At 60.2% G+C, this 20,239-nt stretch carries 18 protein-coding genes and 1 pseudogene; 16 read left to right on the forward strand and 3 right to left on the reverse strand.

Annotated features, from left to right (window positions below; translation table 11 throughout):
* The first annotated feature begins 21 nt into the window (after positions 1-21).
* The 13 genes from aroK to ACTG2G_RS16955 all read left to right on the forward strand — a co-directional run bounded on the left by aroK (position 22) and on the right by ACTG2G_RS16955 (position 12,642).
* Positions 22-540 carry a shikimate kinase AroK gene (aroK, locus tag ACTG2G_RS16895; protein ID WP_005335014.1) on the forward strand — a complete coding sequence of 173 codons (519 nt, stop codon included), beginning with the start codon at positions 22-24 and terminating at the stop codon, positions 538-540.
* A gap of 14 nt (positions 541-554) precedes the next feature.
* The gene (aroB, locus tag ACTG2G_RS16900) at positions 555-1,637 is read left to right on the forward strand and encodes a 3-dehydroquinate synthase (protein ID WP_421386187.1); all 1,083 of its coding nucleotides are present in this window, start codon (positions 555-557) and stop codon (positions 1,635-1,637) included.
* Entirely contained in the window at positions 1,627-3,207 is a 1,581-nt protein-coding gene (locus tag ACTG2G_RS16905) for an SPOR domain-containing protein (protein WP_439985653.1), read from the forward strand. The genes aroB and ACTG2G_RS16905 overlap by 11 nt, the downstream gene beginning before the upstream one ends.
* A gap of 70 nt (positions 3,208-3,277) precedes the next feature.
* Positions 3,278-4,150, forward strand: a complete 873-nt coding sequence (locus ACTG2G_RS16910) for a Dam family site-specific DNA-(adenine-N6)-methyltransferase (RefSeq protein WP_064335703.1) — start codon at positions 3,278-3,280, stop codon at positions 4,148-4,150.
* Positions 4,151-4,339: 189 nt separating this feature from the next.
* Positions 4,340-5,014, forward strand: a complete 675-nt coding sequence (rpe, locus tag ACTG2G_RS16915; RefSeq protein ID WP_005335006.1) for a ribulose-phosphate 3-epimerase — start codon at positions 4,340-4,342, stop codon at positions 5,012-5,014.
* Positions 5,001-5,669, forward strand: coding sequence for a phosphoglycolate phosphatase (locus tag ACTG2G_RS16920; RefSeq protein ID WP_206901327.1), 669 nt, complete (start codon positions 5,001-5,003; stop codon positions 5,667-5,669). Before rpe ends, ACTG2G_RS16920 begins: the two co-directional genes overlap by 14 nt.
* Before the next feature lie 42 nt (positions 5,670-5,711).
* Positions 5,712-6,716 carry a tryptophan--tRNA ligase gene (trpS, locus tag ACTG2G_RS16925; RefSeq protein ID WP_005334999.1) on the forward strand — a complete coding sequence of 335 codons (1,005 nt, stop codon included), beginning with the start codon at positions 5,712-5,714 and terminating at the stop codon, positions 6,714-6,716.
* Between the two features lie 118 nt (positions 6,717-6,834).
* Positions 6,835-7,050 carry a hypothetical protein gene (locus ACTG2G_RS16930; RefSeq protein ID WP_005334997.1) on the forward strand — a complete coding sequence of 72 codons (216 nt, stop codon included), beginning with the start codon at positions 6,835-6,837 and terminating at the stop codon, positions 7,048-7,050.
* Between the two features lie 21 nt (positions 7,051-7,071).
* Positions 7,072-7,653, forward strand: coding sequence for an aminodeoxychorismate synthase component II (locus ACTG2G_RS16935; protein WP_421284143.1), 582 nt, complete (start codon positions 7,072-7,074; stop codon positions 7,651-7,653).
* 276 nt (positions 7,654-7,929) lie between these two features.
* Positions 7,930-9,147, forward strand: a complete 1,218-nt coding sequence (locus ACTG2G_RS16940; RefSeq protein ID WP_005334995.1) for an aspartate aminotransferase family protein — start codon at positions 7,930-7,932, stop codon at positions 9,145-9,147.
* Positions 9,148-9,223: 76 nt separating this feature from the next.
* Positions 9,224-10,243 carry an arginine N-succinyltransferase gene (gene astA, locus ACTG2G_RS16945; protein ID WP_005334994.1) on the forward strand — a complete coding sequence of 340 codons (1,020 nt, stop codon included), beginning with the start codon at positions 9,224-9,226 and terminating at the stop codon, positions 10,241-10,243.
* A gap of 72 nt (positions 10,244-10,315) precedes the next feature.
* Complete coding sequence (gene astD / locus ACTG2G_RS16950) at positions 10,316-11,785, forward strand: succinylglutamate-semialdehyde dehydrogenase (RefSeq protein ID WP_439985654.1); 1,470 nt, start codon at positions 10,316-10,318, stop codon at positions 11,783-11,785.
* 59 nt (positions 11,786-11,844) lie between these two features.
* Positions 11,845-12,642: a DUF1338 domain-containing protein gene (locus ACTG2G_RS16955; protein WP_021229798.1), complete on the forward strand. Its 798-nt coding sequence runs from the start codon at positions 11,845-11,847 to the stop codon at positions 12,640-12,642.
* A 92-nt stretch (positions 12,643-12,734) separates the two neighbouring features.
* On the opposite strand, the gene ACTG2G_RS16960 is transcribed toward ACTG2G_RS16955, so the two are convergent.
* Together ACTG2G_RS16960 and ACTG2G_RS16965 are read right to left on the reverse strand one after the other, a co-directional pair.
* On the reverse strand, positions 12,735-13,841 hold the full coding sequence (locus tag ACTG2G_RS16960; protein WP_439985655.1) for an anhydro-N-acetylmuramic acid kinase: 1,107 nt from the start codon (positions 13,839-13,841) through the stop codon (positions 12,735-12,737).
* A 123-nt stretch (positions 13,842-13,964) separates the two neighbouring features.
* On the reverse strand, positions 13,965-15,290 hold the full coding sequence (locus tag ACTG2G_RS16965; protein ID WP_439985656.1) for a peptidoglycan DD-metalloendopeptidase family protein: 1,326 nt from the start codon (positions 15,288-15,290) through the stop codon (positions 13,965-13,967).
* A 109-nt stretch (positions 15,291-15,399) separates the two neighbouring features.
* Here ACTG2G_RS16965 and tyrS point away from each other — a divergent pair, with 109 nt between their 5' ends.
* Complete coding sequence (gene tyrS / locus ACTG2G_RS16970; RefSeq protein ID WP_005347884.1) at positions 15,400-16,599, forward strand: tyrosine--tRNA ligase; 1,200 nt, start codon at positions 15,400-15,402, stop codon at positions 16,597-16,599.
* A 42-nt stretch (positions 16,600-16,641) separates the two neighbouring features.
* Here tyrS and ACTG2G_RS16975 read toward each other — a convergent pair whose 3' ends face one another.
* The gene (locus ACTG2G_RS16975; RefSeq protein ID WP_043818935.1) at positions 16,642-17,577 is read right to left on the reverse strand and encodes a LysR family transcriptional regulator; all 936 of its coding nucleotides are present in this window, start codon (positions 17,575-17,577) and stop codon (positions 16,642-16,644) included.
* Positions 17,578-17,685: 108 nt separating this feature from the next.
* Here ACTG2G_RS16975 and budA point away from each other — a divergent pair, with 108 nt between their 5' ends.
* Together budA and alsS are read left to right on the forward strand one after the other, a co-directional pair.
* Positions 17,686-18,480 carry an acetolactate decarboxylase gene (budA, locus tag ACTG2G_RS16980; RefSeq protein WP_005338506.1) on the forward strand — a complete coding sequence of 265 codons (795 nt, stop codon included), beginning with the start codon at positions 17,686-17,688 and terminating at the stop codon, positions 18,478-18,480.
* An 18-nt stretch (positions 18,481-18,498) separates the two neighbouring features.
* Positions 18,499-20,167 (forward strand): annotated as a pseudogene (alsS, locus tag ACTG2G_RS16985) (acetolactate synthase AlsS).
* Positions 20,168-20,239 lie beyond the last annotated feature (72 nt).

Below are 20,239 nucleotides of genomic sequence, written 5' to 3' on the forward strand. Positions count from 1 at the left end.
TGTAATTACTAACGAAAAGACATGGCTGAGAAACGCAATATTTTCCTGATAGGTCCCATGGGTGCGGGCAAGAGCACCATAGGTAGACATCTGGCAGAACAACTGCATATGGAGTTTTTCGACTCAGATCATGAGATTGAGCGCCGCAGTGGTGCTGATATCGGCTGGGTGTTCGATGTTGAAGGCGAAGAAGGTTTCCGGATTCGCGAAGAGAAGGTGATCGGCGAATTGTCAGAGCAGCAGGGTATCGTGCTGGCGACGGGTGGCGGTGCCATCAAGAGTCGCGAAACCCGCAACAAGTTGTCTGCTCGTGGCATCGTGGTCTACCTCGAAACCACTATCGAAAAGCAGCTGGCGCGCACACAGCGAGACAAACGCCGCCCTCTGCTACAGACCGAAGAACCGGCACGCGAAGTGCTGGAACGTCTGGCACAAGAGCGCAATGCCCTGTATGAAGAGGTTGCCGACTTTGTTGTGCACACCGATGACCAGAGCGCAAAAATCGTTGCCAATCAAATTGTAAAGCTGATCGGTATGTAATCTAGAGGACGTCCATGGAACGGTTGAAGGTCGAACTGGGTGAACGCAGCTATCCCATCGAGATAGCTGCCGGGTTGTTGCAGCGCCCCGAGGCGCTGGTATCGACCATCAAGGGCAAGCGGGTGATGATAGTGACCAACACGGTCGTTGCTCCGCTTTATCTTGAACGGGTAACCGCTCTGCTATCGGGTTTTCAGGTTGAACACCTGATCCTGCCTGACGGCGAGGCGTACAAGAACCTGGCGACCTTTGAGCAGATCATGTCTGCTCTGCTTGAAACCAACCATGGGCGCGATACGACACTGATCGCTCTGGGGGGCGGCGTGATCGGGGATGTGGTGGGCTTTGCGGCAGCAAGCTATCAACGTGGCATTCCTTTTATCCAGATCCCGACCACCCTGCTCTCCCAGGTTGACTCCTCTGTTGGCGGTAAAACTGCTGTCAACCACCCCCTCGGCAAGAACATGATTGGGGCTTTTTATCAGCCCAAACAAGTTGTTATCGATACCGAATGTCTGAGTACCTTGCCCGCCCGCGAATTTGCCGCAGGGATGGCCGAGGTGATCAAGTACGGCATCATTTGGGATGCTGATTTCTTCAGCTGGCTGGAGCAGAACATGGTGCGTCTGCAACAGCTGGAACCTGCCGCGCTGGCCTACGCCATCAAACGCTGCTGCGAGATCAAAGCCGATGTGGTCGGTCAGGATGAGACCGAGCACGGCGTCCGTGCGCTGCTCAATCTGGGTCACACCTTTGGTCATGCCATTGAGGCCGAGCAGGGGTATGGTAACTGGCTGCATGGTGAAGCAGTATCCGCTGGCACCATGCTGGCAGCCTGGACTGCGCAGGCCCGTGGCAATATGAGCGAAGCGGACGTTGCGCGAGTACGCGCCCTGCTGCTGGCCGCCAATTTGCCCATTCATGCGCCTGCCGAGATGGATTTCGCCGCCTTTATTCGCCATATGCGCCGTGACAAGAAGGTGCTGGAAGGCAAGCTGCGTCTGGTGTTGCCGGTTGGTATCGGCCATGCGCAGGTGGTGGGGGATGTGTCCGATGCCGAGTTGCTGGCGGTGATCGAGTCTGGTCGTGACGAATAAACTGCTAAAACTTCCTTCCCAGCGGCAGCTGGTTGACCGGCTGCTGCATCTGATTGAATTCAATCACCCTTTCATTTTTCTCTCCGGTAAACCCGGTTGTGGTCGCGGTACCCTGTGCGAATCCCTGCTCGGCGTGTTGCCGGAAAAAGTGCGGGTGGTGAGCCTGATCGGCACGCCTGCCATGAAGATGGTGGATGTGCGTCAGCTGTTATTGCCACAGGTAGTGGCGCGCCCGCTGTTCAATCCACAGGATGCGCTGGCGGAGAGCTTTTTTCGCATGCTGGAGGGGAGCAAGCCAGCCACCCTGTTGCTGTTGATAGAGCGGGCCGACCAATTACCGACCGAACTGCTGGGAGAGTTGTGGGCGATCATCCGTCATAACGATACCCTGGCGACGCCCCATCAGCTGGCCATTATTGTCTCGGGCAGTGACGTCTGGTGTCGTACCCAACGACCGCAGCTCAAAGGGCGTGCCATGCCAGCCCTTGAGCTGGAAGTGCCGCCACTGAGCCCGCCCGAGCAGCGCATCTTCTTGTATGAGAAAGCCAAAGAGCTCAAGATCCCGGCGACCCTCTTGCCCAAGCCGCAAGTGGAGGAGATCCTGAAAACGGCGAACGGACATCCGTCCACCATCATGCAGTTATTGGAGGATATCATGACCGACAGAAGGCCCAAGAAGCGTCAGGCGGAGTTGCCTGTCAAGAAGATTGCAACTGCTATCGCGCTGGTCGCTGGCGGCCTGCTGGCTTTGAGCTACCTGCTGCCTGCGCTGTTTGACAATGAAAGCAAAGCGGCGCTGCAGGATCCGGCGCAGAACACGGCATTGCCGATCCCGGTAGCGGGAGGCGATCCCCTCACTGCAGGCGGTTTGAATACAGATTCCGCTGCACAAGGCGCGCAAAACAGCGATGCAGCCAGCAATCCCAACGGGGTAGTGAAGGATTGGCAGGCGGAGGCGAAAGTGTTGCCCAAATCGGTGGAGAGCGAAACTGTGACCACCGAATCAACCAATTACGAAGGGCGTCGGGTGGTGATCTCTGACGAGGTCGTGCAAAAGCTGATGACCGAACCCAAGGTGAGCGGCGCACTGCCTACTGATGTGGTGGACGAGCTGACCGGCAAGAACCCGAGTGGCACAGCTCCCAGTGATGCAGTCGCAACCACGGCGCCGGCCAGCACTAGCAAGGTACAGAATCCGGTGACAACCGCAACGCCTGCGGCCACCACCAAAACAGCCAGCAACGAGCCGGTTGCCGCGCCTGCACCCAAGGTGGCCCTGACACCGGTCGCCACCTTGAACAAGAAGCCGCGCAACCACTACAGCGTTCAGCTGATGGGGGCGAGCAACACCAAGGCGGTGGATCAATTTGTCGCTGAGCATGGTCTGGCGGGCAAGGTATGGGTCTATCAGACCAAATTCCGTGGCAGCCCCTGGTACGTTGTGCTGCAAGGGGATTATGCCGGTCTGACCCAGGCCAAGAGTGCCATTCGCAAGCTTCCGCCAGCCTTGCTGAAAGGCCAGCCCTGGCCCAAGTCGTTTGCACAGGTACAAAAAGAGCTGAAGCAATAGCCTTGATACCGGATAAGGGGGTAGAATCGTCCCCCTTTTTGGGTCTTGCCTTCTTACACACCGGATTTCCATGAAAAAAACACGCGCTTTTTTAAAATGGGCCGGGGGAAAATACTCCCTGGTTGAAGAGATTGCCGAGCGCCTGCCGGCCGGGCGTGTGTTGCTGGAGCCCTTCGTCGGGGCCGGGTCTGTGTTTCTCAACACCGACTACGACGCGTATGTGCTCAACGACATCAATCCGGATCTGATCTGCCTGTACAACCACCTCAAGCTGACGCCGGACAGTTTCATTGCCGAGGCGCGCAAGCTGTTTGTGGCAGAGCACAACCACAAGGCGGCCTATTACCGGCTGCGTACCCAGTTCAATCAGACCGAGACCACCTTCGAGCGGGCACTCTTGTTCCTGTTTCTCAACCGTCACGGTTTCAACGGACTGTGCCGCTACAACAAGAAGGGCGGCTTCAACGTGCCGTTCGGTTCCTACAAGAAACCCTATTTCCCGGAAAAAGAGCTGTGGGCCTTTGCCGAAAAGGCACAGAAGGCGACCTTTATCTGCGAGAGCTACGCCGACGCCATCAAGCGTGCCGAAGAGGATTGGGTTATCTACTGTGATCCACCCTATGCGCCGCTCTCCACTACGGCGAGCTTCACCACCTATGCCTCCGGTGGGTTTACCCTGGATGATCAGGCGATCCTGGCTCGACTGGCCCGCCACACAGCGGCTCACAAAGGGGTGCCGGTGCTGATCAGCAACCACGATATTGAGCTGACTCGTGAGCTTTATCGCGGTGCCCGCCTCGACGAAATCCTGGTCAAGCGCACCATCAGTCGCAACGGCGGCACCCGCAACAAGGTGGCCGAATTGTTGGCGCTCTATCCGCCCGGAATCGAACCGGAGCAGGGCTACTATCCCAGCGACAGCGAACTGCTGCCACTGGCGTAACAGAACATGCGGCGCCCAAGGGCGCCGTTTTTTATGGGCGAGTCCGCGCCCGTGCCGATGTCCCAAAACCCGGGTGGCTGGGGGAGGGGAGACGATTGCCCCATTTACCCCGCATTCGAGTCGTTTTCGCCCGCCTTTTACGTTAAAATTGCGCCGCTTTTTCTCCCTGGCTGCCAATGGATGATGCTGATGAAAGACTTTCTGATTGCCCCCTCGATCCTCTCTGCCGATTTTGCCCGTCTGGGTGACGATGTAGCCAAGGTACTGGCTGCCGGTGCCGACGTGGTTCACTTCGACGTGATGGACAACCACTATGTTCCCAACCTGACCATTGGCCCCATGGTCTGTCAGGCGCTGCGTGACTACGGTATCGAGGCCCCTATCGACGTGCACCTGATGGTCAAGCCGGTGGATCGCATCATTCCCGATTTTGCCAAGGCCGGTGCTTCCCTCATCACCTTCCATCCGGAAGCGTCCGATCACGTTGATCGCTCTTTGGGCCTCATCAAGGAGATGGGCTGCCAGGCGGGTCTGGTGCTGAATCCTGCTACCTCGCTCTCCTGCCTCGAGTATGTGATGGACAAGCTGGACGTGATCCTGCTGATGTCGGTCAACCCGGGCTTCGGTGGCCAGAGCTTCATCCCCGGTACCCTCGACAAGCTGCGCCAGGTGCGTCGTCTGATCGACGAGAGCGGCCGCGATATCCGCCTCGAGATCGATGGCGGGGTGAAGGTCGATAACATTCGCGAGATCGCCGAAGCGGGCGCCGACATGTTTGTCGCCGGCTCGGCCATTTTCAGCCAGCCTGACTACAAGGCGGTGATCGATAAGATGCGTGCGGAGCTGGCTCATGTCACACGCTGAGCGCGCATTTGATTTGGTGCTGTTCGATCTGGACGGCACCCTGATTGACAGCGCCGCCCAGCTGGCGCTGGCGGTCAATCTGACTCTGGCTGATCTGGGTCTGGAACAAGCTGATGAAGCGGTTATCCGTACCTGGGTCGGCAACGGTGCCGACAAGCTGATCCAGCGGGCGCTCGCCTATCGCGAGGCCGATCCCGAGCTGTTTGCCAAGGCCAGACCGATTTTTTTCCAGCACTACAACGCCTGCCTGCTGCAAGGGCTGGCGATGTATGACGGGGTGGCCCAGAGTCTGCGTCGCTTGCAAAGCCTGGGCTACAAGCAGGCAATCGTCACCAACAAGCCGAGCGACTTCGTGGCCCCTATCCTCGATGCCCTTGGCATCAGCGATTGCTTCGCGCTCTGGCTCGGCGGCAACTGCGTACCGGTCAAGAAGCCGAGTCCGGAGCCCTTGCTGCACGCCTGCCAGGAGTTGGGGGTGAGCCCGGCTCGCACCCTGATGGTGGGCGACTCAGAAAATGACGTGCTGGCGGCCAAGGCGGCTGGCATGAAGGTGGTGGGTCTTACATACGGCTACAACTATGGCCGTCCCATCGCAGACTCCCATCCAGACTGGGTATTCGAGCAGTTTGCCCAGCTCGATGCACTTTTGGTCTAATAGCGCAGCTGGGCTGGCTGAATAACAAGGATTAACACTCTCATGACTAAACCAATCGTATTGAGCGGAGCGCAACCCTCCGGTCAACTGACCATCGGCAACTACATGGGGGCCCTGCGTCAGTGGGTCAACATGCAGGATGAGTTCGACTGCCTCTACTGCATCGTCGACCTGCACGCCATCACCACTCGTCAGGACCCGGCAGCCCTGCGCAAGGCTTGTCTGGACGCAGCCGCCCTCTATCTGGCGGTCGGTATCGATCCCAAGAAGAGCACCGTCTTCATCCAGTCTCACGTGCCGCAGCACGCCGAGCTGGGCTGGATCCTCAACTGCTACACCCAGATGGGTGAGCTGTCGCGCATGACCCAGTTCAAGGACAAGTCCGCCCGTTTCGAGAACAACGTCAACGTCGGCCTGTTCGGCTATCCGGTGCTGATGGCGGCCGACATCCTGCTCTATCAGGCCAATCAGGTGCCGGTCGGCAACGACCAGAAGCAGCATCTGGAGCTGACCCGTGACATCTGCACTCGTTTCAACAACCTCTATGGTGACGTGTTCACCATGCCGGAGCCCTTTATTCCGACCGAAGGGGCGCGGGTGATGAGCCTGCAGGATCCGACCAAGAAGATGTCCAAGTCGGATGACAACGAGGCCAACTTCATCGGCCTGCTGGAAGATCCCAAGCAGATCGTCAAGAAGATCAAGCGTGCGGTGACTGACTCCGACGAGCCGGCGGTGGTGCGTTTCGATCCGGAAAACAAACCGGGTGTCTCCAACCTGCTGACCCTGATGTCCGGGGTGACGGGTCGCTCCATCCCCGAGCTGGAGCAGCACTTCGAAGGCAAGATGTACGGTCACCTCAAGACCGAAACCGCCGAAGCTGTGGTTGCGCTGCTGGAACCGATCCAGGCCCGTTTCCACGAGTTGCGTCAGGATGAGGCCCATCTGATCGCGATTCTGGCAGAGGGCGCACAAAAGGCGCGCGAAAGAGCTGAAAAAACCCTGACCAGCGTATATGATGTAGTCGGCTTCGTTCCTCGAGCCTGACATACTGGGAAGGTGTAGTAGAAGAGAGCTGGGTATTTGCCTGGCTTTCTTTATTTTCTGCCTAGCTATTTTGTTTAATTTCTTTATTTCAACCTGGGTAATATCCCCAAGAGAAAGCATGCCTGTTCAACCAACTATTTCTGCTGAAGAGCTGAGTGACAAAGGTCACTGGCTACGTAAATTTCGCAAGGCGAAAAACCTCAATACCCTGCAGTTGATGGTCTCCAATGCCATCGACAAGCACCATAAAACCCCTGCCGTTGCTGCCGCCATCTATCTGGCCGAGTGTCAGCGTGAACGGGAAATGGAACAGGGTCGTTATCTCGATCGTTAATTCTCCGCTGTTGGTTATCTCATGCTGTTGTTGATCGATAACTACGACTCTTTTACCTGGAACCTGGTGCAATATTTCGGTGCCCTGGGACAAGAGGTTGTGGTCAAGCGCAATGATGAACTGACGCTTGATGTCATAGCGCAGCTCTCTCCCCGTTTTCTGGTGATCTCTCCCGGTCCCTGTACGCCCAATGAGGCGGGGATCTCTCTCGATGCCATCAGCCACTTTGCTGGCAAGCTGCCCATTCTCGGCGTCTGTCTCGGTCATCAGTCGCTGGCGCAGGCCTTCGGCGCCCGCGTAATACGTGCCCGTCAGGTAATGCACGGCAAAACCTCGCTCATCCGCCATCGCAATGAGGGGGTGTTCAAGGGGCTCAACAACCCGCTGAGGGTGACTCGTTACCATTCACTGGTGGTGGAGCGCGACACGCTGCCCGACTGCTTCGACATCACCGCCTGGAGCGAGCATGCCGATGGCTCGTTTGACGAGATCATGGGGCTGCGCCACAAGACGCTCCCCATCGAGGGTGTTCAGTTCCATCCGGAGAGCATTTTGAGCGATCAGGGCCATCAGTTGCTGGCCAACTTTCTGGCGCGTTCATAAAAAGTTGTGATCGCCTTCTCAAGTTCGAGAGAAGGCAAAAAAAATTTCCCTGACACTTTATTCACCCCCTCTCCTGCCCAAATTATCTCTTGCCAAGCCCCCCTGAGTCGTTATGCAATGCGGTTGCCTAAAATCTCAAGAGCAATCGAACATTGTTCCTTATAGGCCGTCTTGTTACAGACTTTTTACTTTATTTCTGTGATAATCCCGTCACGTTTACACGGATTTAACTTTTGGGCGGTGGATTATTCTGTCGCCGAATCGAAGGAGAGCTATATGTCAGAGTTGTTGGCAGTGACACGTGAAGTGTTTGATGAAGTGATGGTTCCCAACTATGCGCCCGCCAAGATCATCCCGGTGCGTGGTGAAGGGTCACGTGTCTGGGATCAGGAAGGGCGCGAGTATGTCGACTTCGCCGGTGGCATCGCCGTCAACGGTTTGGGTCACTGTCATCCCAAGCTGGTCGAGGCCCTGAAAACCCAGGGCGAGAAGCTGTGGCATCTCTCCAACGTCATGACCAACGAGCCGGCCCTGCGTCTGGCCAAGAAGCTGGTTGCCGCCACCTTCGCCGACAAGGTCTACTTCTGCAACTCCGGCGCCGAAGCGAACGAAGCCGCTCTCAAGCTGGCTCGCCGCTACGCCATCGAGAAGTTTGGCGAGCAGAAGACCCAGATCATCGCCTTCAATCAGGGCTTCCACGGTCGTACCTTCTTTACCGTCAGCGTCGGCGGTCAGGCAGCCTACTCCGATGGCTTCGGTCCCAAGCCCGGTGACATTACCCACGTACCCTACAACGATCTGGCGGCGCTGGCCGAGGTGATCTCCGACAACACCTGCGCCGTGGTGATGGAGCCGCTGCAGGGGGAGGGGGGCATCATTCGTCCTACCGACGAGTTTGCTAAAGGGGTGCGCGAGCTGTGCGACAAACACAATGCCCTGCTGGTGTATGACGAAGTGCAGTCCGGCGTCGGCCGGACCGGTGATCTCTATGCCTATATGGGTCTGGGCGTCACGCCGGACATCCTCACCAGCGCCAAGGCTCTGGGGGGCGGTTTCCCCATCGGCGCCATGCTGACCACCAACGAAATCGCTTCTTACCTGAAAGTGGGCACTCACGGTTCTACCTACGGCGGCAACCCGCTGGCCTGTGCGGTGGCCGAGGCGGTGATCGACGTGATCAATACTCCGGAGGTGCTGGCTGGCATCAAGCAGCGCGAACAGCTGTTCCGCGAGGGGCTCGAGGCAATCAACGCCAAATACCACTGCTTTAGCGAGATCCGCGGCAAGGGTCTGCTGCTGGGCGCGGCCCTGAGCGATGCCTACAAGGGGCGTTCCCGCGACTTCCTGCTGGCCTCCATCGATCAGGGGCTGATGGCACTGGTGGCGGGTACCAACGTGGTTCGTTTTGCCCCTTCACTGGTGATCCCGGAAGCGGACATCAAGGAAGGGTTGGCCCGCTTCGAGAAGGCGGTTGCCCAGGTGGTTAACGCCTGATTCCAAATTGAGGTGGGGAGCTCTCCCGGCAGGAGCCGGGCCCCCACCTGTCGTCAATGAAAGGGAGTTGTCATTTATGTTGGTTATCCGTCCCATCGAGCAAAAAGATTTTGCCGGGCTCAAGACCTGCGCCATCGAGTCCGGCACCGGCATGACCTCGTTGCCCGTCAACGATGAGCTGCTGCAGCGCAAGATTGACGCCTCTACCCAGACTTTTTCCGACAAGCCCGCCGGCAAGGGGGACTGCCTCTACTTCTTCGTGGCCGAGGATCTGGAGACCGGCGAGATGGTGGGCACCTGTGCCATCGATGCCGCGGTTGGCCTCTCCCAGCCGTTTTACAACTACCACATCGGCAAGGTGGTGCACTCTTCTCCCAAGCTCGGCATCTACAACGTCGTTGAAACCCTGACCCTCTCCAACGACTACACCGGCAACTCCGAGCTCTGCACCCTGTTTTTGCGCGAATGTGCCCGCGAGGGGCTCAACGGCCGCCTGCTCTCCAAGCACCGCTTTCTGTTTATGGCCGAGCACCCCGAGCTGTTTGACGAGACCGTCTTCGCCGAGATGCGTGGCGTCTCCGATGCCAACGGTCACAGCCCCTTCTACGAGTGGCTGCAAACCCACTTCTTCTCGATGGATTTTCCCACCGTCGACTATCTCACCGGTATCGGCAAGAAGCGTTTTATCGCCGAACTGATGCCCAAGTACCCCATCTACGTCAATTTGCTGAGCAAAGAGGCGCGGGCCGTTATCGGCCAGACCCACGAGAAGACCCGTCCCGCCATCAAGATGCTGCAGGACGAGGGCTTCGTGAACCGTGGTTACGTCGATATTTTCGATGCGGGCCCCACCGTCGAGTGCGACGTGAAGAATATTCGCAGCGTGCGCCGCAGCAAGAAGCTGCGGGTGCTGGTGGGCGAGCCCATCGGTGGTAAGACCCACCTTATCTGCAACAGCCGTTTCGAGCATTACCGCGCCTGCTACGGCAATATCCGGGTCGATCTCGACAAGCACGAAGCCATCATTCCGCCCAAGATGGCGGCGGCACTCAAGGTGCAGGATGGCGACATGGTGCGGGTGGTTGACCTCGATTGAGGCAAACAGGACAAGCAAATCGATTATCAGACAGGCAGCCGAGGTTGCCTGTCAGCGACAGGGAGTGAATGGATGAGCCAGTTAGTGCAATTTATCGACGGTCAGTGGCTTGCCGGTGAAGGCAAGCCGTTCGAGTCAACCGATCCGGCCAAGAACGAGGTGATCTGGCAGGGGGCTGCCGCCAGTGCGGCGCAGGTGGATGCCGCCGTCAAGGCCGCCCGTGCCGCCTTCTACCACTGGGCGGACATGAGCCTTGAGGATCGTCTGGCCATAGTGCGTCGTTATGCCGACCTGCTTGGCGAGCAGAAAGAGGCGCTGGCCCTGACCATCGCCCGTGAAACAGGCAAACCGCTGTGGGAGACCCGCACCGAAGTGGCCGCCATGCAGGGCAAGATTGCCATCTCCATTCGTGCCCATGACGAGCGTACCGGCACCGTTGAAAATGCCATGCCGGGCGCCAAGGCGTTTGTCCGTCACAAGCCCCACGGTGTGGTTGCGGTGTTCGGCCCTTACAACTTCCCGGGCCATCTGCCCAACGGTCATATCGTCCCTGCACTGATCGCGGGTAACGCCGTGGTGTTCAAACCCTCCGAGCTGACCCCTATGGTGGCCGAAGCTATGGTCAAGGTGTGGCAGCAGGCCGGATTGCCCAAGGGAGTGCTCAATCTGGTGCAAGGGGAGGTCGAGACTGGCAAGGCGCTGGCTGGCAACCCCGATATCGACGGCCTCTTCTTTACCGGCTCCTCCCGCACCGGTCATTTCCTCCATCAGCAGTTTGCCGGCCAGCCGGGCAAAATTCTGGCGCTGGAGATGGGCGGCAACAACCCTCTGATCGTAAAAGACGTGAGCGACATCGACGGCGCTGTGCATGCCATCGTCCAGTCGGCGTTCATCACTTCCGGTCAGCGCTGCACCTGCTCCCGCCGCCTGTTTGTCGAGCGCGGCGAGCGGGGCGATGCCCTGGTCAATCGACTGGTCGAGGTGGTCAGCCAGATCAAGGTCGGCCTCTATGACGCAGCCGAGCAGCCGTTCATGGGCTCGATGATTAGCGAGAAGGCAGCACTGGGCATGGTCGAGGCGCAAGCCAACCTGCAGCGCCTCGGTGGCGAGAGCCTGCTTACCCTCAAGCACCTGGAAGCGGGCACAGGCTTTGTCTCCCCGGGTATTATCGACGTGACCTCAGTCAGCGAGCTGCCTGACGAAGAGTACTTCGGCCCGCTGCTGCAACTCATTCGTTACGATGATTTCGATGCTGCCATCGATCAGGGCAACGCCACCCGCTACGGTCTCTCGGCCGGTCTGCTGGGGGACAAGGAGGCGGACTGGCACCACTTCTTCAAGCGGATCCGCGCCGGTATCGTCAACTGGAACAAGCCCATCACCGGCGCCTCCAGTGCCGCGCCGTTTGGTGGCATCGGCGCCTCCGGCAACCACAGGGCAAGCGCCTACTACGCTGCTGACTACTGTGCGTATCCGGTTGCCTCTGTCGAAGACAGCAAAGCCGCGATGCCGGATCAACTGTCGCCCGGCCTGCGCTTCTGATAATGACACGGGGCATCCAGCGGTGCCCCCATCTGTACCCGCAATCAAAGGAAAGAGAGATGCAAAAGGATATCGACACCCTGTTCAGCCATCTGTGGGACAACTACATCAAGGTGACCCCGAGCGCCCTCAAGGTGCACACCCTGCTGGGTGGCGGCGAGCCCATCGTCAACGATCACGTGGCGTTTCGTACCTACAACCTGCCCAAGCTGGGGCTGGAGAAGCTGGCCGCCCACTTCCTGGCGCTCGGTTACGAGCAGAAGGGCGAGTACGTTTTCAAGGCCAAGAAGCTCTACGCCAAGCACTTCGAGCATCAGGATCCGGACGCTCCCAAGGTGTTTATCAGCGAGCTGAAGGTGGAAGAACTCTCCCCAGCGGCGCAGGCCATCATCCACAAGCTGGCCGATCAGGTGCCCGATCATCTGACCGATACACCGGCATTTCTCTACACCGGTGCCCCCTGGCAGGTCTCCTATGCCGATTATCAGACCCTGCTGGCGGAGAGCGAGTACGCGGCATGGATGGCAGCATGGGGCTATCGTGCCAACCACTTCACGGTCAATATCAACAAGTTGAAGGATTTCGACACCATCCATCAGGTCAATGCGGCACTGAAGGCGGCGGGTTTTGTGCTCAACAGCGTGGGTGGCGAGGTGAAAGGGGACCCGCAGGTGATGCTGGAGCAATCCTCCACCATGGCCGACAAAGCAGAGGTGCCGTTCAGCGATGGGGTGCGTACTATCCCGAGCTGCTTCTACGAGTTTGCTCTGCGCTATCCGCAGGCCGACGGCGTACTCTATCCGGGCTTTGTCGAAGCGTCCGCCGACAAAATTTTTGAGTCCACCAATGCCATGTAACAACGGGTGTTGGCCAAAGTGCCACTGTTCATGATGTGACATGACGACAGCCCCATATCGGGGCTGTCGTCATTTGCATATCTGGGGGATATCTAGGGTGCGGGGTAGAGAGCACCCAGCACAGCCGGACGGCTGGCGCCGGTGACGGCGGGCAGGTTGCCGGGTTTGTGCTTGATAAAGCGCTCCGCCAGCCAGGCAAAGGCTGCGCCTTCCATCCAGTCGGGCGCAATGCCCAGTTCGGCAGTGCTGGCGATGCGCCAGCCGTGCAGCAGGCTGGCCAATTCGCTCAGCAGCGGGGCGTTATGGGCGCCGCCGCCGCAGACAAACAGCTCGGGACGGGTTTGCGCCTCATTCGGGGCAGGCAGCTGGCGGGCGATGCTGTGGCAGGTGAGCGCCTGCAGAGTGCGCTGCACATCCGCCGCGGCATAGGGTTGGCCAGCCAGCTCGCCATCGAGCCACGCCAGGGTGAACATCTCCCGCCCGGTGCTCTTGGGGGCGGGGGCGGTGAAATAGGGGTGAGCCAGCAGCTTCTCCAGCAGGGCCGGGATTGGCTTGCCGCTGGCCGCCCACTGGCCGCCGGCATCGTAACCGGCCCCCTTGGGGTGATGGCGGCGATACCAGCCGTCGAGCAGGGTGTTGGCCGGGCCGGTATCGAAGCCATAGACCCCGTTGGCATGGCCCGGCAGCACCGAGATATTGGCGATGCCGCCGAGGTTCAGCACCACCCGCAATGCACCGGGGCGGGCAAAGAAGGCCTGATGGAAGGCGGGCACCAGCGGGGCCCCCTGACCGCCGAGGGCCATGTCCATGGTGCGAAAGTCGGCGATGACATCGATGCCGGTCAGCGCCGCCAGCAGGGCCGCGTTGCCGATCTGCAGGGTGAAGCCAAGCTGGGGGCGGTGGCGGATGGTCTGGCCGTGGCTGCCGATGGCGCGAATATCGGCGGGCGTGAGGCCCGTCTTGGCCAGCAGGGCGTGGGTGGCGGCGGCAAATTCGCGCGCCACCAGATTGTCGGCCACCCCCATGCGATCGATCTCGTTGTCGCTAGGGGTACAGAGCTCATGCAGCTCGTGGGCGGTTGGCCAGGGGTGGCTGAGGGCCGCCTCGACCCGCAGTTGATCCCCGTCGATCACCACCAGCACGGCGTCAATACCGTCCATGCTGGTGCCTGACATCAATCCGATATAGCGTTCAGCCATTGGCTCTCCTCACTCGCTGGTCGGGATAGTCCGCTTCCCGACACCGATGCAGCATGGCGCCGAGCCATGCGCAGGCAAAATAAAAAGGGCTGGCGGGGCTGCTACCCCGCCAGCCCTGATGGCTTAGTTGCCGCGGCTATCCCGCTTGTTCTGGGCCAGCTGCAGCTCGGGGCTGTCGAGCTTGGCCAGTTGCGGCATCGCCAGCTTTTTGAAGTTGGCCAGCTCGCGTCCGCTCAGGGTCTCTGCCTGCGGCAGGGTGAGGGTGCGCGGGTTCTTGTGAATGCCGCCCACCACGAATTCGTAGTGCAGGTGCGGGCCGGTGACGCGGCCGGTGCCACCCAGAGTGCCGATGGTCTGCCCCTGCTTCACCCGCTGTCCCTTGTTGACGGTGCGTTTGGAGAGGTGCAGGTACTTGGTCACATAGTTGCCGGCATGCTTGATAAAGACGTAGTTGCCGTTGAACTGGTTGTAGCCCGCCGCCACCACGTTGCCGGAGCCCGCCGCCATGATGGGGGTGCCCACCGGCGCCACATAGTCGATGCCGTTGTGGGGGCGGATCTTGCCGGTCACCGGATGGAGGCGGCGCGGGTTGAAGTTGGAGCTGATGTATTTGAAGTTGACCGGCGCACGCAGGAAGCTCTTGCGCATGGCTTTGCCTTCCGGGGTGTAGTAGTTGCCATCTTCATTGAGCACGGCGCGGTAGGCCGTGCCCTGGTTGACGAACTCGGCGGCCAGAATATCGCCGGAGGCGACCCGCTCGTCGTCGCGGAACTTGTCTTCATAGACCACCCGGAAGCTGTCTCCCGGTTGCAAGTCCTGGGCAAAGTCGATGTCCCAGCCGAAGATGGCGGCCAAGTCCATGATCTGATCTTCGGTCATCCCCGCATCCACCGCGGCGCCCCAGAAGCTGGAGCGGATCTCCCCTTTGCTCACCTGTTCGCGGGTGTCGAGGGCGATCTTGACGTTGCGGGCGACAAAGGTCTCCTCCTTGCGGCTCACCTTGAGCGCCTGCTCCAGACTGTGGGGGTAATAGAGGCTGTGCAGCTCGCCGTTCTCGGTGAGCTTGAAGGTGAGCTCCTGCCCCGGTTGCAGCATCCGCAGGGGATCGCTGCCCTCGAGCTGGTCGATCAGGTGCAGATCCGTGGTGCTCAGGCCAATGCGCTGGAAGATCACCCCCATGTTGTCGCCACGGCGCACCTTCACCTGCTTGGTGATATAGCGCGGCTTGGGCGGGGTAACGGGCTGGGCGGCCTCGGCTGGCAGCTCGTTGTTTAGCGCGTTGTCGTTGGCCGGTTCCCGCAGGGCAATTTCGTTGCCGTTTTCATCGACTCGTGTTGCCACCGCCTGCTCGCTTGGCCAGGCAGCCAGCATCATGATCATGATGCTCAAGATCAGCACCATCTTGCGGTGCCAGTGGGGGAGTGCGTTGAAGGCGTGCCAAATAACCATGAGAAGCAGATGAAGTCGGGCAGAATGGACGGATTTTACAGCCTTTCCAATTGGCCCGCCATTCCAGTAATATGTTTGGCCCTGTGGAATCGTGATGGAGAGTCAAAAAATGTCCCAGCTCGAGGTGGCGCTAGCCGAGATCAAGCGCGGAGCGGAAGAAATTCTGGTTGAAGAAGAACTTGTCGCCAAGTTGAAGGAAGGGCGCCCGCTGCGCATCAAGTTGGGCATGGACCCGACCGCCCCCGACATTCACCTGGGTCATACCGTGATCCTCAACAAGCTGAAGACCTTCCAGGATCTGGGCCATGAAGTGATCCTGCTGATCGGTGACTTCACTGCCATGGTGGGTGACCCCTCCGGCAAGAACGCCACTCGTCCGCCGCTCTCCGAAGAGGCCATCAAGCATAATGCCCTCACCTATGCGGAGCAGGCGTTCAAGATCCTCGACCCGGCCAAGACCCGCATCGAGTACAACTCGACCTGGCTGAGCGAGCTGGGTGCGACCGGCATGATCAAGCTGGCGGCCAAGCAGACCGTGGCCCGCATGATGGAGCGCGACGACTTTAAAAAGCGCTACACCGGCGGCCAATCCATCGCGATTCACGAATTCCTCTATCCGCTGCTGCAAGGCTATGACTCGGTCGCGCTGAAGGCGGACGTTGAGCTGGGCGGTACCGACCAGAAGTTCAACCTGCTGATGGGCCGCGAGCTGCAAAAAGATGCCGGCATGGCGACCCAGTGCGTGCTGATGATGCCGCTGCTGGTGGGTCTGGATGGCGTCAAGAAGATGTCCAAGTCCGCAGGCAACTACATCGGCGTCCACGACGCTCCGGGCGAGATGTTCGGCAAGATCATGTCCATCACCGACGATCTGATGTGGAACTACTACGAGCTGCTCTCCTTCCGTCCGCTGGCCGAAATCGAAGAGTTCAAGGCAGGCATCGCTGCCGGTACTCTCAACCCGCGCGACGTGAAGATCTGGCTGGCCAAAGAGATCATCGCCCGTTATCACGACGAAGCGGCGGCTGAAGCGGCCCACGAAGATTTCACCCAGCGCTTCTCCAAGAACGCCATCCCGGACGAGATGCCGGAAATCGAGCTGGCTCTGGAAGGCGAAGGTCTGGCCATTGCCAATCTGCTGAAAGAGGCCGATCTGGTGGCCACCACCTCCGAAGCGCTGCGGATGATCAAGCAGGGCGCGGTCAAGGTGGATGGCGAGAAGCTGGAAGATGGCAAGGCACTCATCGGTGCCGGTACCGCCGTCTATCAGGTCGGCAAGCGCAAGTTTGCCCGCGTGACTGTCAAATAAGCAGCACCGTCAAATAAGCCGTCGTATCAGGCAAGCTGGCCATCAAACCGGTTCAAGCTTGTTCAACAGGGCCTCCTTCGGGAGGCCTTGTCGTATCTGGGCGGCACGGATCTGGGCGATAAAGTGCCGCAGCACGGCACTGCTTGGATGCGGCCGTGTCGCCAGACTGATGCTGGTCATCATGCCGTTGCCCTCAATGGGGTGATAACTGACCCCGAGCGGGCGCAGCGCTGCCACCGAGCTGGGCACCAGAGTCACGCCAAAGCCCGCCTGCACCATGCCGACGGTGGATATCACCTGCGGGCATTCGGGCCCCAATATCGGCTCGAACCCCGCCTCCCGACAGAGACCCACTATGCCGTCATAGAGCCCGGGCCCGATGGCGTGGGGGAACAGAATAAAACTCTCGTCCTTCAGGCTGGCCAGTGGCAAGGGGCCTGGCTTGGCTTTGGGGTGACTGGTCGGCAGGGCGATCAGCAGCGGCTCCTGCTCGATAAGGTGATGGGCAAAGCCCTCGCTACCCCGGCAGGGCAGCCGCAAGATGGCGGCGTCCAGCCGATCGTTGCGCAGCGCCTCCACCAGTGCCGGCATGGTGCCCTCCTGCGGGCTGAGGGCCACCTCGGGGTAGCGCTCCCGATAGTCGTGCAGCAGGGTCAGCACCGCGGGGTGGAGCACGGTGGAACCGGCAAAGCCGATCCTCAGCGCCCCCTGCTCGCCCCGGGCAATCCGCTTTACCTTCAGTTTTGCCGCATCGGCCAGCGCCAGGATCTGCGCCGCATCCCGATAGAGGCTCTCGCCCGCCTCGGTCAGTTCGACACTGCGGGTCAAACGGCGCAGTAGCGGGGTGCCCAGGGTCTCTTCCAGCTTGCGGATCTGCTGGCTCAGCGGCGGCTGGGCCATGTTGAGTGATTCGGCTGCGCGGGTGAAATTCTGCTTTTCAACAACGGCCATGAAGTAGCGGAGCGTACGAAGTTCCATATCGATTGAGTCTCAAAGTCATGGGATCAGCGTATTGGTGTTGAAATGTGAACCAAGTCACCATTGGATTCGAACGCTAACAGGATTCACGGTGGAGGTGAAACCCGAATGGAACATATTGCAACATCTGACAGTGCCGGGTGCAGCTGTGCCCTCGAAGTGAGCCAGCAGTTTTCCCGCTGGCGCAGGCAGCATGACGGTGGCGAGATCTACCAGAGTTCCCTGATGAGCGCCCTGCTGGCGGGGGTCTACGAAGGGGAGACCACCATGAGCGAGCTGCTGCGCCACGGCGACTTTGGCCTCGGCACCTTCAATCACCTCGATGGCGAGCTGATCGCCTTCGAGCGGCAGATCCACCAGTTGCGCTCCGATGGCTCGGCCCGTCCCGCCCGCGCCGATCAGAAGACCCCCTTTGCGGTGATGACCCATTTTCGCCCCTGTCTGGAGCGTCGCTTCGATCACCCCCTGAGCCGTGACGAGATCCACCAGTGGGTGGATCGGCTGGTGGGCTCCGACAACGTCTTCGTCGCCCTGCGCCTCGACGGCCAGTTTGAAACGGCCAAGGTCCGTACCGTGCCGCGTCAGGAGCCCCCCTATCGCCCCATGCTGGAAGCCATCGAACAGCAACCGCTGTTCCGCTTTGCCGCGGTGGCGGGAACTCTGGTGGGCTTTCGCTGCCCGCCGTTCGTGCAGGGGGTCAATGTGGCGGGTTTTCACGAGCACATGATCACCGCCGATCGCAAGGGGGGCGGCCATCTGCTCGACTACACCATGGCCCACGGCACCCTGCGGCTTTCTGTGGTGCGTCACCTCAATCTGGCCCTGCCATCTGATCCCGCTTTCCGGCAGGCCGACCTCAACCCCGCCGATCTCGATCGCGCCATTCAAGCCGCCGAAGGCTGATAGACAAGGAGCAATAACATGGAAAACAGACAGTGGAAGTGCGGTGCCGAGCTGGTGGTTCGTCATCTGGAGGCGCAAGGGGTCAAGCAGGTGTTCGGGATCCCGGGGGCCAAGATTGACCGGGTGTTCGATGCGCTGGAGGACTCTCCCATCGAGACCATAGTGGTGCGCCATGAGGCGAACGCCGCCTTTATGGCGGCCGCGGTGGGGCGCCTCACCGGCAAGGCGGGGGTGGCGCTGGTCACCTCGGGCCCCGGTTGCTCCAACCTTATTACCGGGTTGGCGACGGCCACCTCGGAAGGGGACCCCATGGTGGCGCTGGGCGGTGCGGTGCGCCGTGCCGATGGCCTCAAGCTCACTCATCAGAGCATGGATACGGTCAACCTCTGCCGTCCGGTCACCAAGTTCAGCGCCCAGGTCAACAGCGGGGCGGCGATCTCGGAAGTGATGGCCAACGCCTTTCGCGCCGCCGAGCTGGGACGGCCGGGGGCGGCGTTTGTCAGCCTGCCGATGGACATCATCAACAAGCCGGTGCAGGGCAATGTGCTGGTGCCTCGGGAAGTGCCGGAGCCGGGCTGCGCCGATGAGCAGAATATGGAGCAGGCATTGACCCTGCTGCGCAACGCCGAGAATCCGGTGGTACTGCTCGGCCTGATGGCGAGCCGGCCGGAAAATGCCGAGGCAGTGCGTGCCTTCCTCGACAAGGCGCGGCTGCCGGTGACCGGTACCTATCAGGCCGCCGGGGTGGTGGACAGCTGCCACTTCGATGACTTTGCCGGACGGGTGGGGCTCTTTAACAACCAGCCGGGGGATCAGCTGCTGGCAGGGGCCGATCTGGTGATCCATCGGCTACAGCCCCATCGAGTACGACCCCGTGCTGTGGAATGGCGATCGGGAGCGGCGCATCCTCCATATCGATGTGCTGCCTGCCGATATCGACAGCAGCTACTGCCCGACCGCCGAGCTGGTGGGGTCGATCCGCGCCAACCTGTTGCAGCTGACCCGCATCATGGGCAATCCGAAAATCCGTCCCCCCGAGGTGGCTCGGCTGCTGCAAGGGGTTCGCCAGCAGCGGTTGCGACTGGCGATGCGGGCCGACGATCTGCACGGCAATCCGCTTCACCCCTTGCGTATCGTGCGCGAGCTGCAGGATCTGGTGCGCGACGACATGACCCTCTGCGTCGACATGGGCAGCTTCCATATCTGGATTGCCCGCTACCTCTACAGCTTCCGCGCTCGTCAGTTGTTGATCTCCAATGGTCAGCAGACCATGGGGGTGGCACTGCCGTGGGCTATCGGTGCGGCGCTGGTGCGGCCGGGGGAGAAGGTGATCTCGGTATCGGGGGATGGCAGCTTTATGCAGTCGAGCATGGAGCTGGAGACGGCGGTGAGGCTCAAGAGCAATATCGTTCACATCATCTGGGTCGATAACGGTTACAACATGGTCGCGATGCAGGAGCAGCAGAAGTATTGCCGCACCTCAGGCGTCTCTTTTGGCCCCATCGACTTCAAACGCTATGCCGAATCGTTCGGGGCGGCCGGGTTTGCGGTGCGCTCGGCCGACGAGCTGCGCGCCACCCTGCGGGCCGCGCTGGCGGTGGAGGGGCCTGCTGTGGTGGCCATTCCGGTGGATTACTCCGACAACCCGGGGCTGATGGCCCAGCTCAGGCCAGAAGTATTGGCATAGTGTGGGCAGCAGTGCTGGCCTGAATCCTCGAGTAAGGGTAGGCAGACCCGCCCATATAGCAGAAACCGGCAT

Source organism: Aeromonas sp. 55A (genome assembly GCF_051919665.1).
Classification (GTDB): Bacteria; Pseudomonadota; Gammaproteobacteria; order Enterobacterales; family Aeromonadaceae; genus Aeromonas; species Aeromonas veronii.

Bases quoted from the DNA above. Each gene is read 5' to 3' on its own strand.
- rpe (WP_005335006.1), top strand. From the start codon at position 4,340: ATGAAAGACTTTCTGATTGCCCCCTCGATCCTCTCTGCCGATTTTGCC.
- ACTG2G_RS16930 (WP_005334997.1), top strand. From the start codon at position 6,835: ATGCCTGTTCAACCAACTATTTCTGCTGAAGAGCTGAGTGACAAAGGT.
- ACTG2G_RS16975 (WP_043818935.1), bottom strand. From the start codon at position 17,577: ATGGAACTTCGTACGCTCCGCTACTTCATGGCCGTTGTTGAAAAGCAG.
- budA (WP_005338506.1), top strand. From the start codon at position 17,686: ATGGAACATATTGCAACATCTGACAGTGCCGGGTGCAGCTGTGCCCTC.
- ACTG2G_RS16935 (WP_421284143.1), top strand. From the start codon at position 7,072: ATGCTGTTGTTGATCGATAACTACGACTCTTTTACCTGGAACCTGGTG.
- ACTG2G_RS16960 (WP_439985655.1), bottom strand. From the start codon at position 13,841: ATGGCTGAACGCTATATCGGATTGATGTCAGGCACCAGCATGGACGGT.
- ACTG2G_RS16955 (WP_021229798.1), top strand. From the start codon at position 11,845: ATGCAAAAGGATATCGACACCCTGTTCAGCCATCTGTGGGACAACTAC.
- aroK (WP_005335014.1), top strand. From the start codon at position 22: ATGGCTGAGAAACGCAATATTTTCCTGATAGGTCCCATGGGTGCGGGC.
- astD (WP_439985654.1), top strand. From the start codon at position 10,316: ATGAGCCAGTTAGTGCAATTTATCGACGGTCAGTGGCTTGCCGGTGAA.
- ACTG2G_RS16910 (WP_064335703.1), top strand. From the start codon at position 3,278: ATGAAAAAAACACGCGCTTTTTTAAAATGGGCCGGGGGAAAATACTCC.
- ACTG2G_RS16965 (WP_439985656.1), bottom strand. From the start codon at position 15,290: ATGGTTATTTGGCACGCCTTCAACGCACTCCCCCACTGGCACCGCAAG.
- tyrS (WP_005347884.1), top strand. From the start codon at position 15,400: ATGTCCCAGCTCGAGGTGGCGCTAGCCGAGATCAAGCGCGGAGCGGAA.
- aroB (WP_421386187.1), top strand. From the start codon at position 555: ATGGAACGGTTGAAGGTCGAACTGGGTGAACGCAGCTATCCCATCGAG.
- ACTG2G_RS16920 (WP_206901327.1), top strand. From the start codon at position 5,001: ATGTCACACGCTGAGCGCGCATTTGATTTGGTGCTGTTCGATCTGGAC.
- astA (WP_005334994.1), top strand. From the start codon at position 9,224: ATGTTGGTTATCCGTCCCATCGAGCAAAAAGATTTTGCCGGGCTCAAG.
- ACTG2G_RS16940 (WP_005334995.1), top strand. From the start codon at position 7,930: ATGTCAGAGTTGTTGGCAGTGACACGTGAAGTGTTTGATGAAGTGATG.
- trpS (WP_005334999.1), top strand. From the start codon at position 5,712: ATGACTAAACCAATCGTATTGAGCGGAGCGCAACCCTCCGGTCAACTG.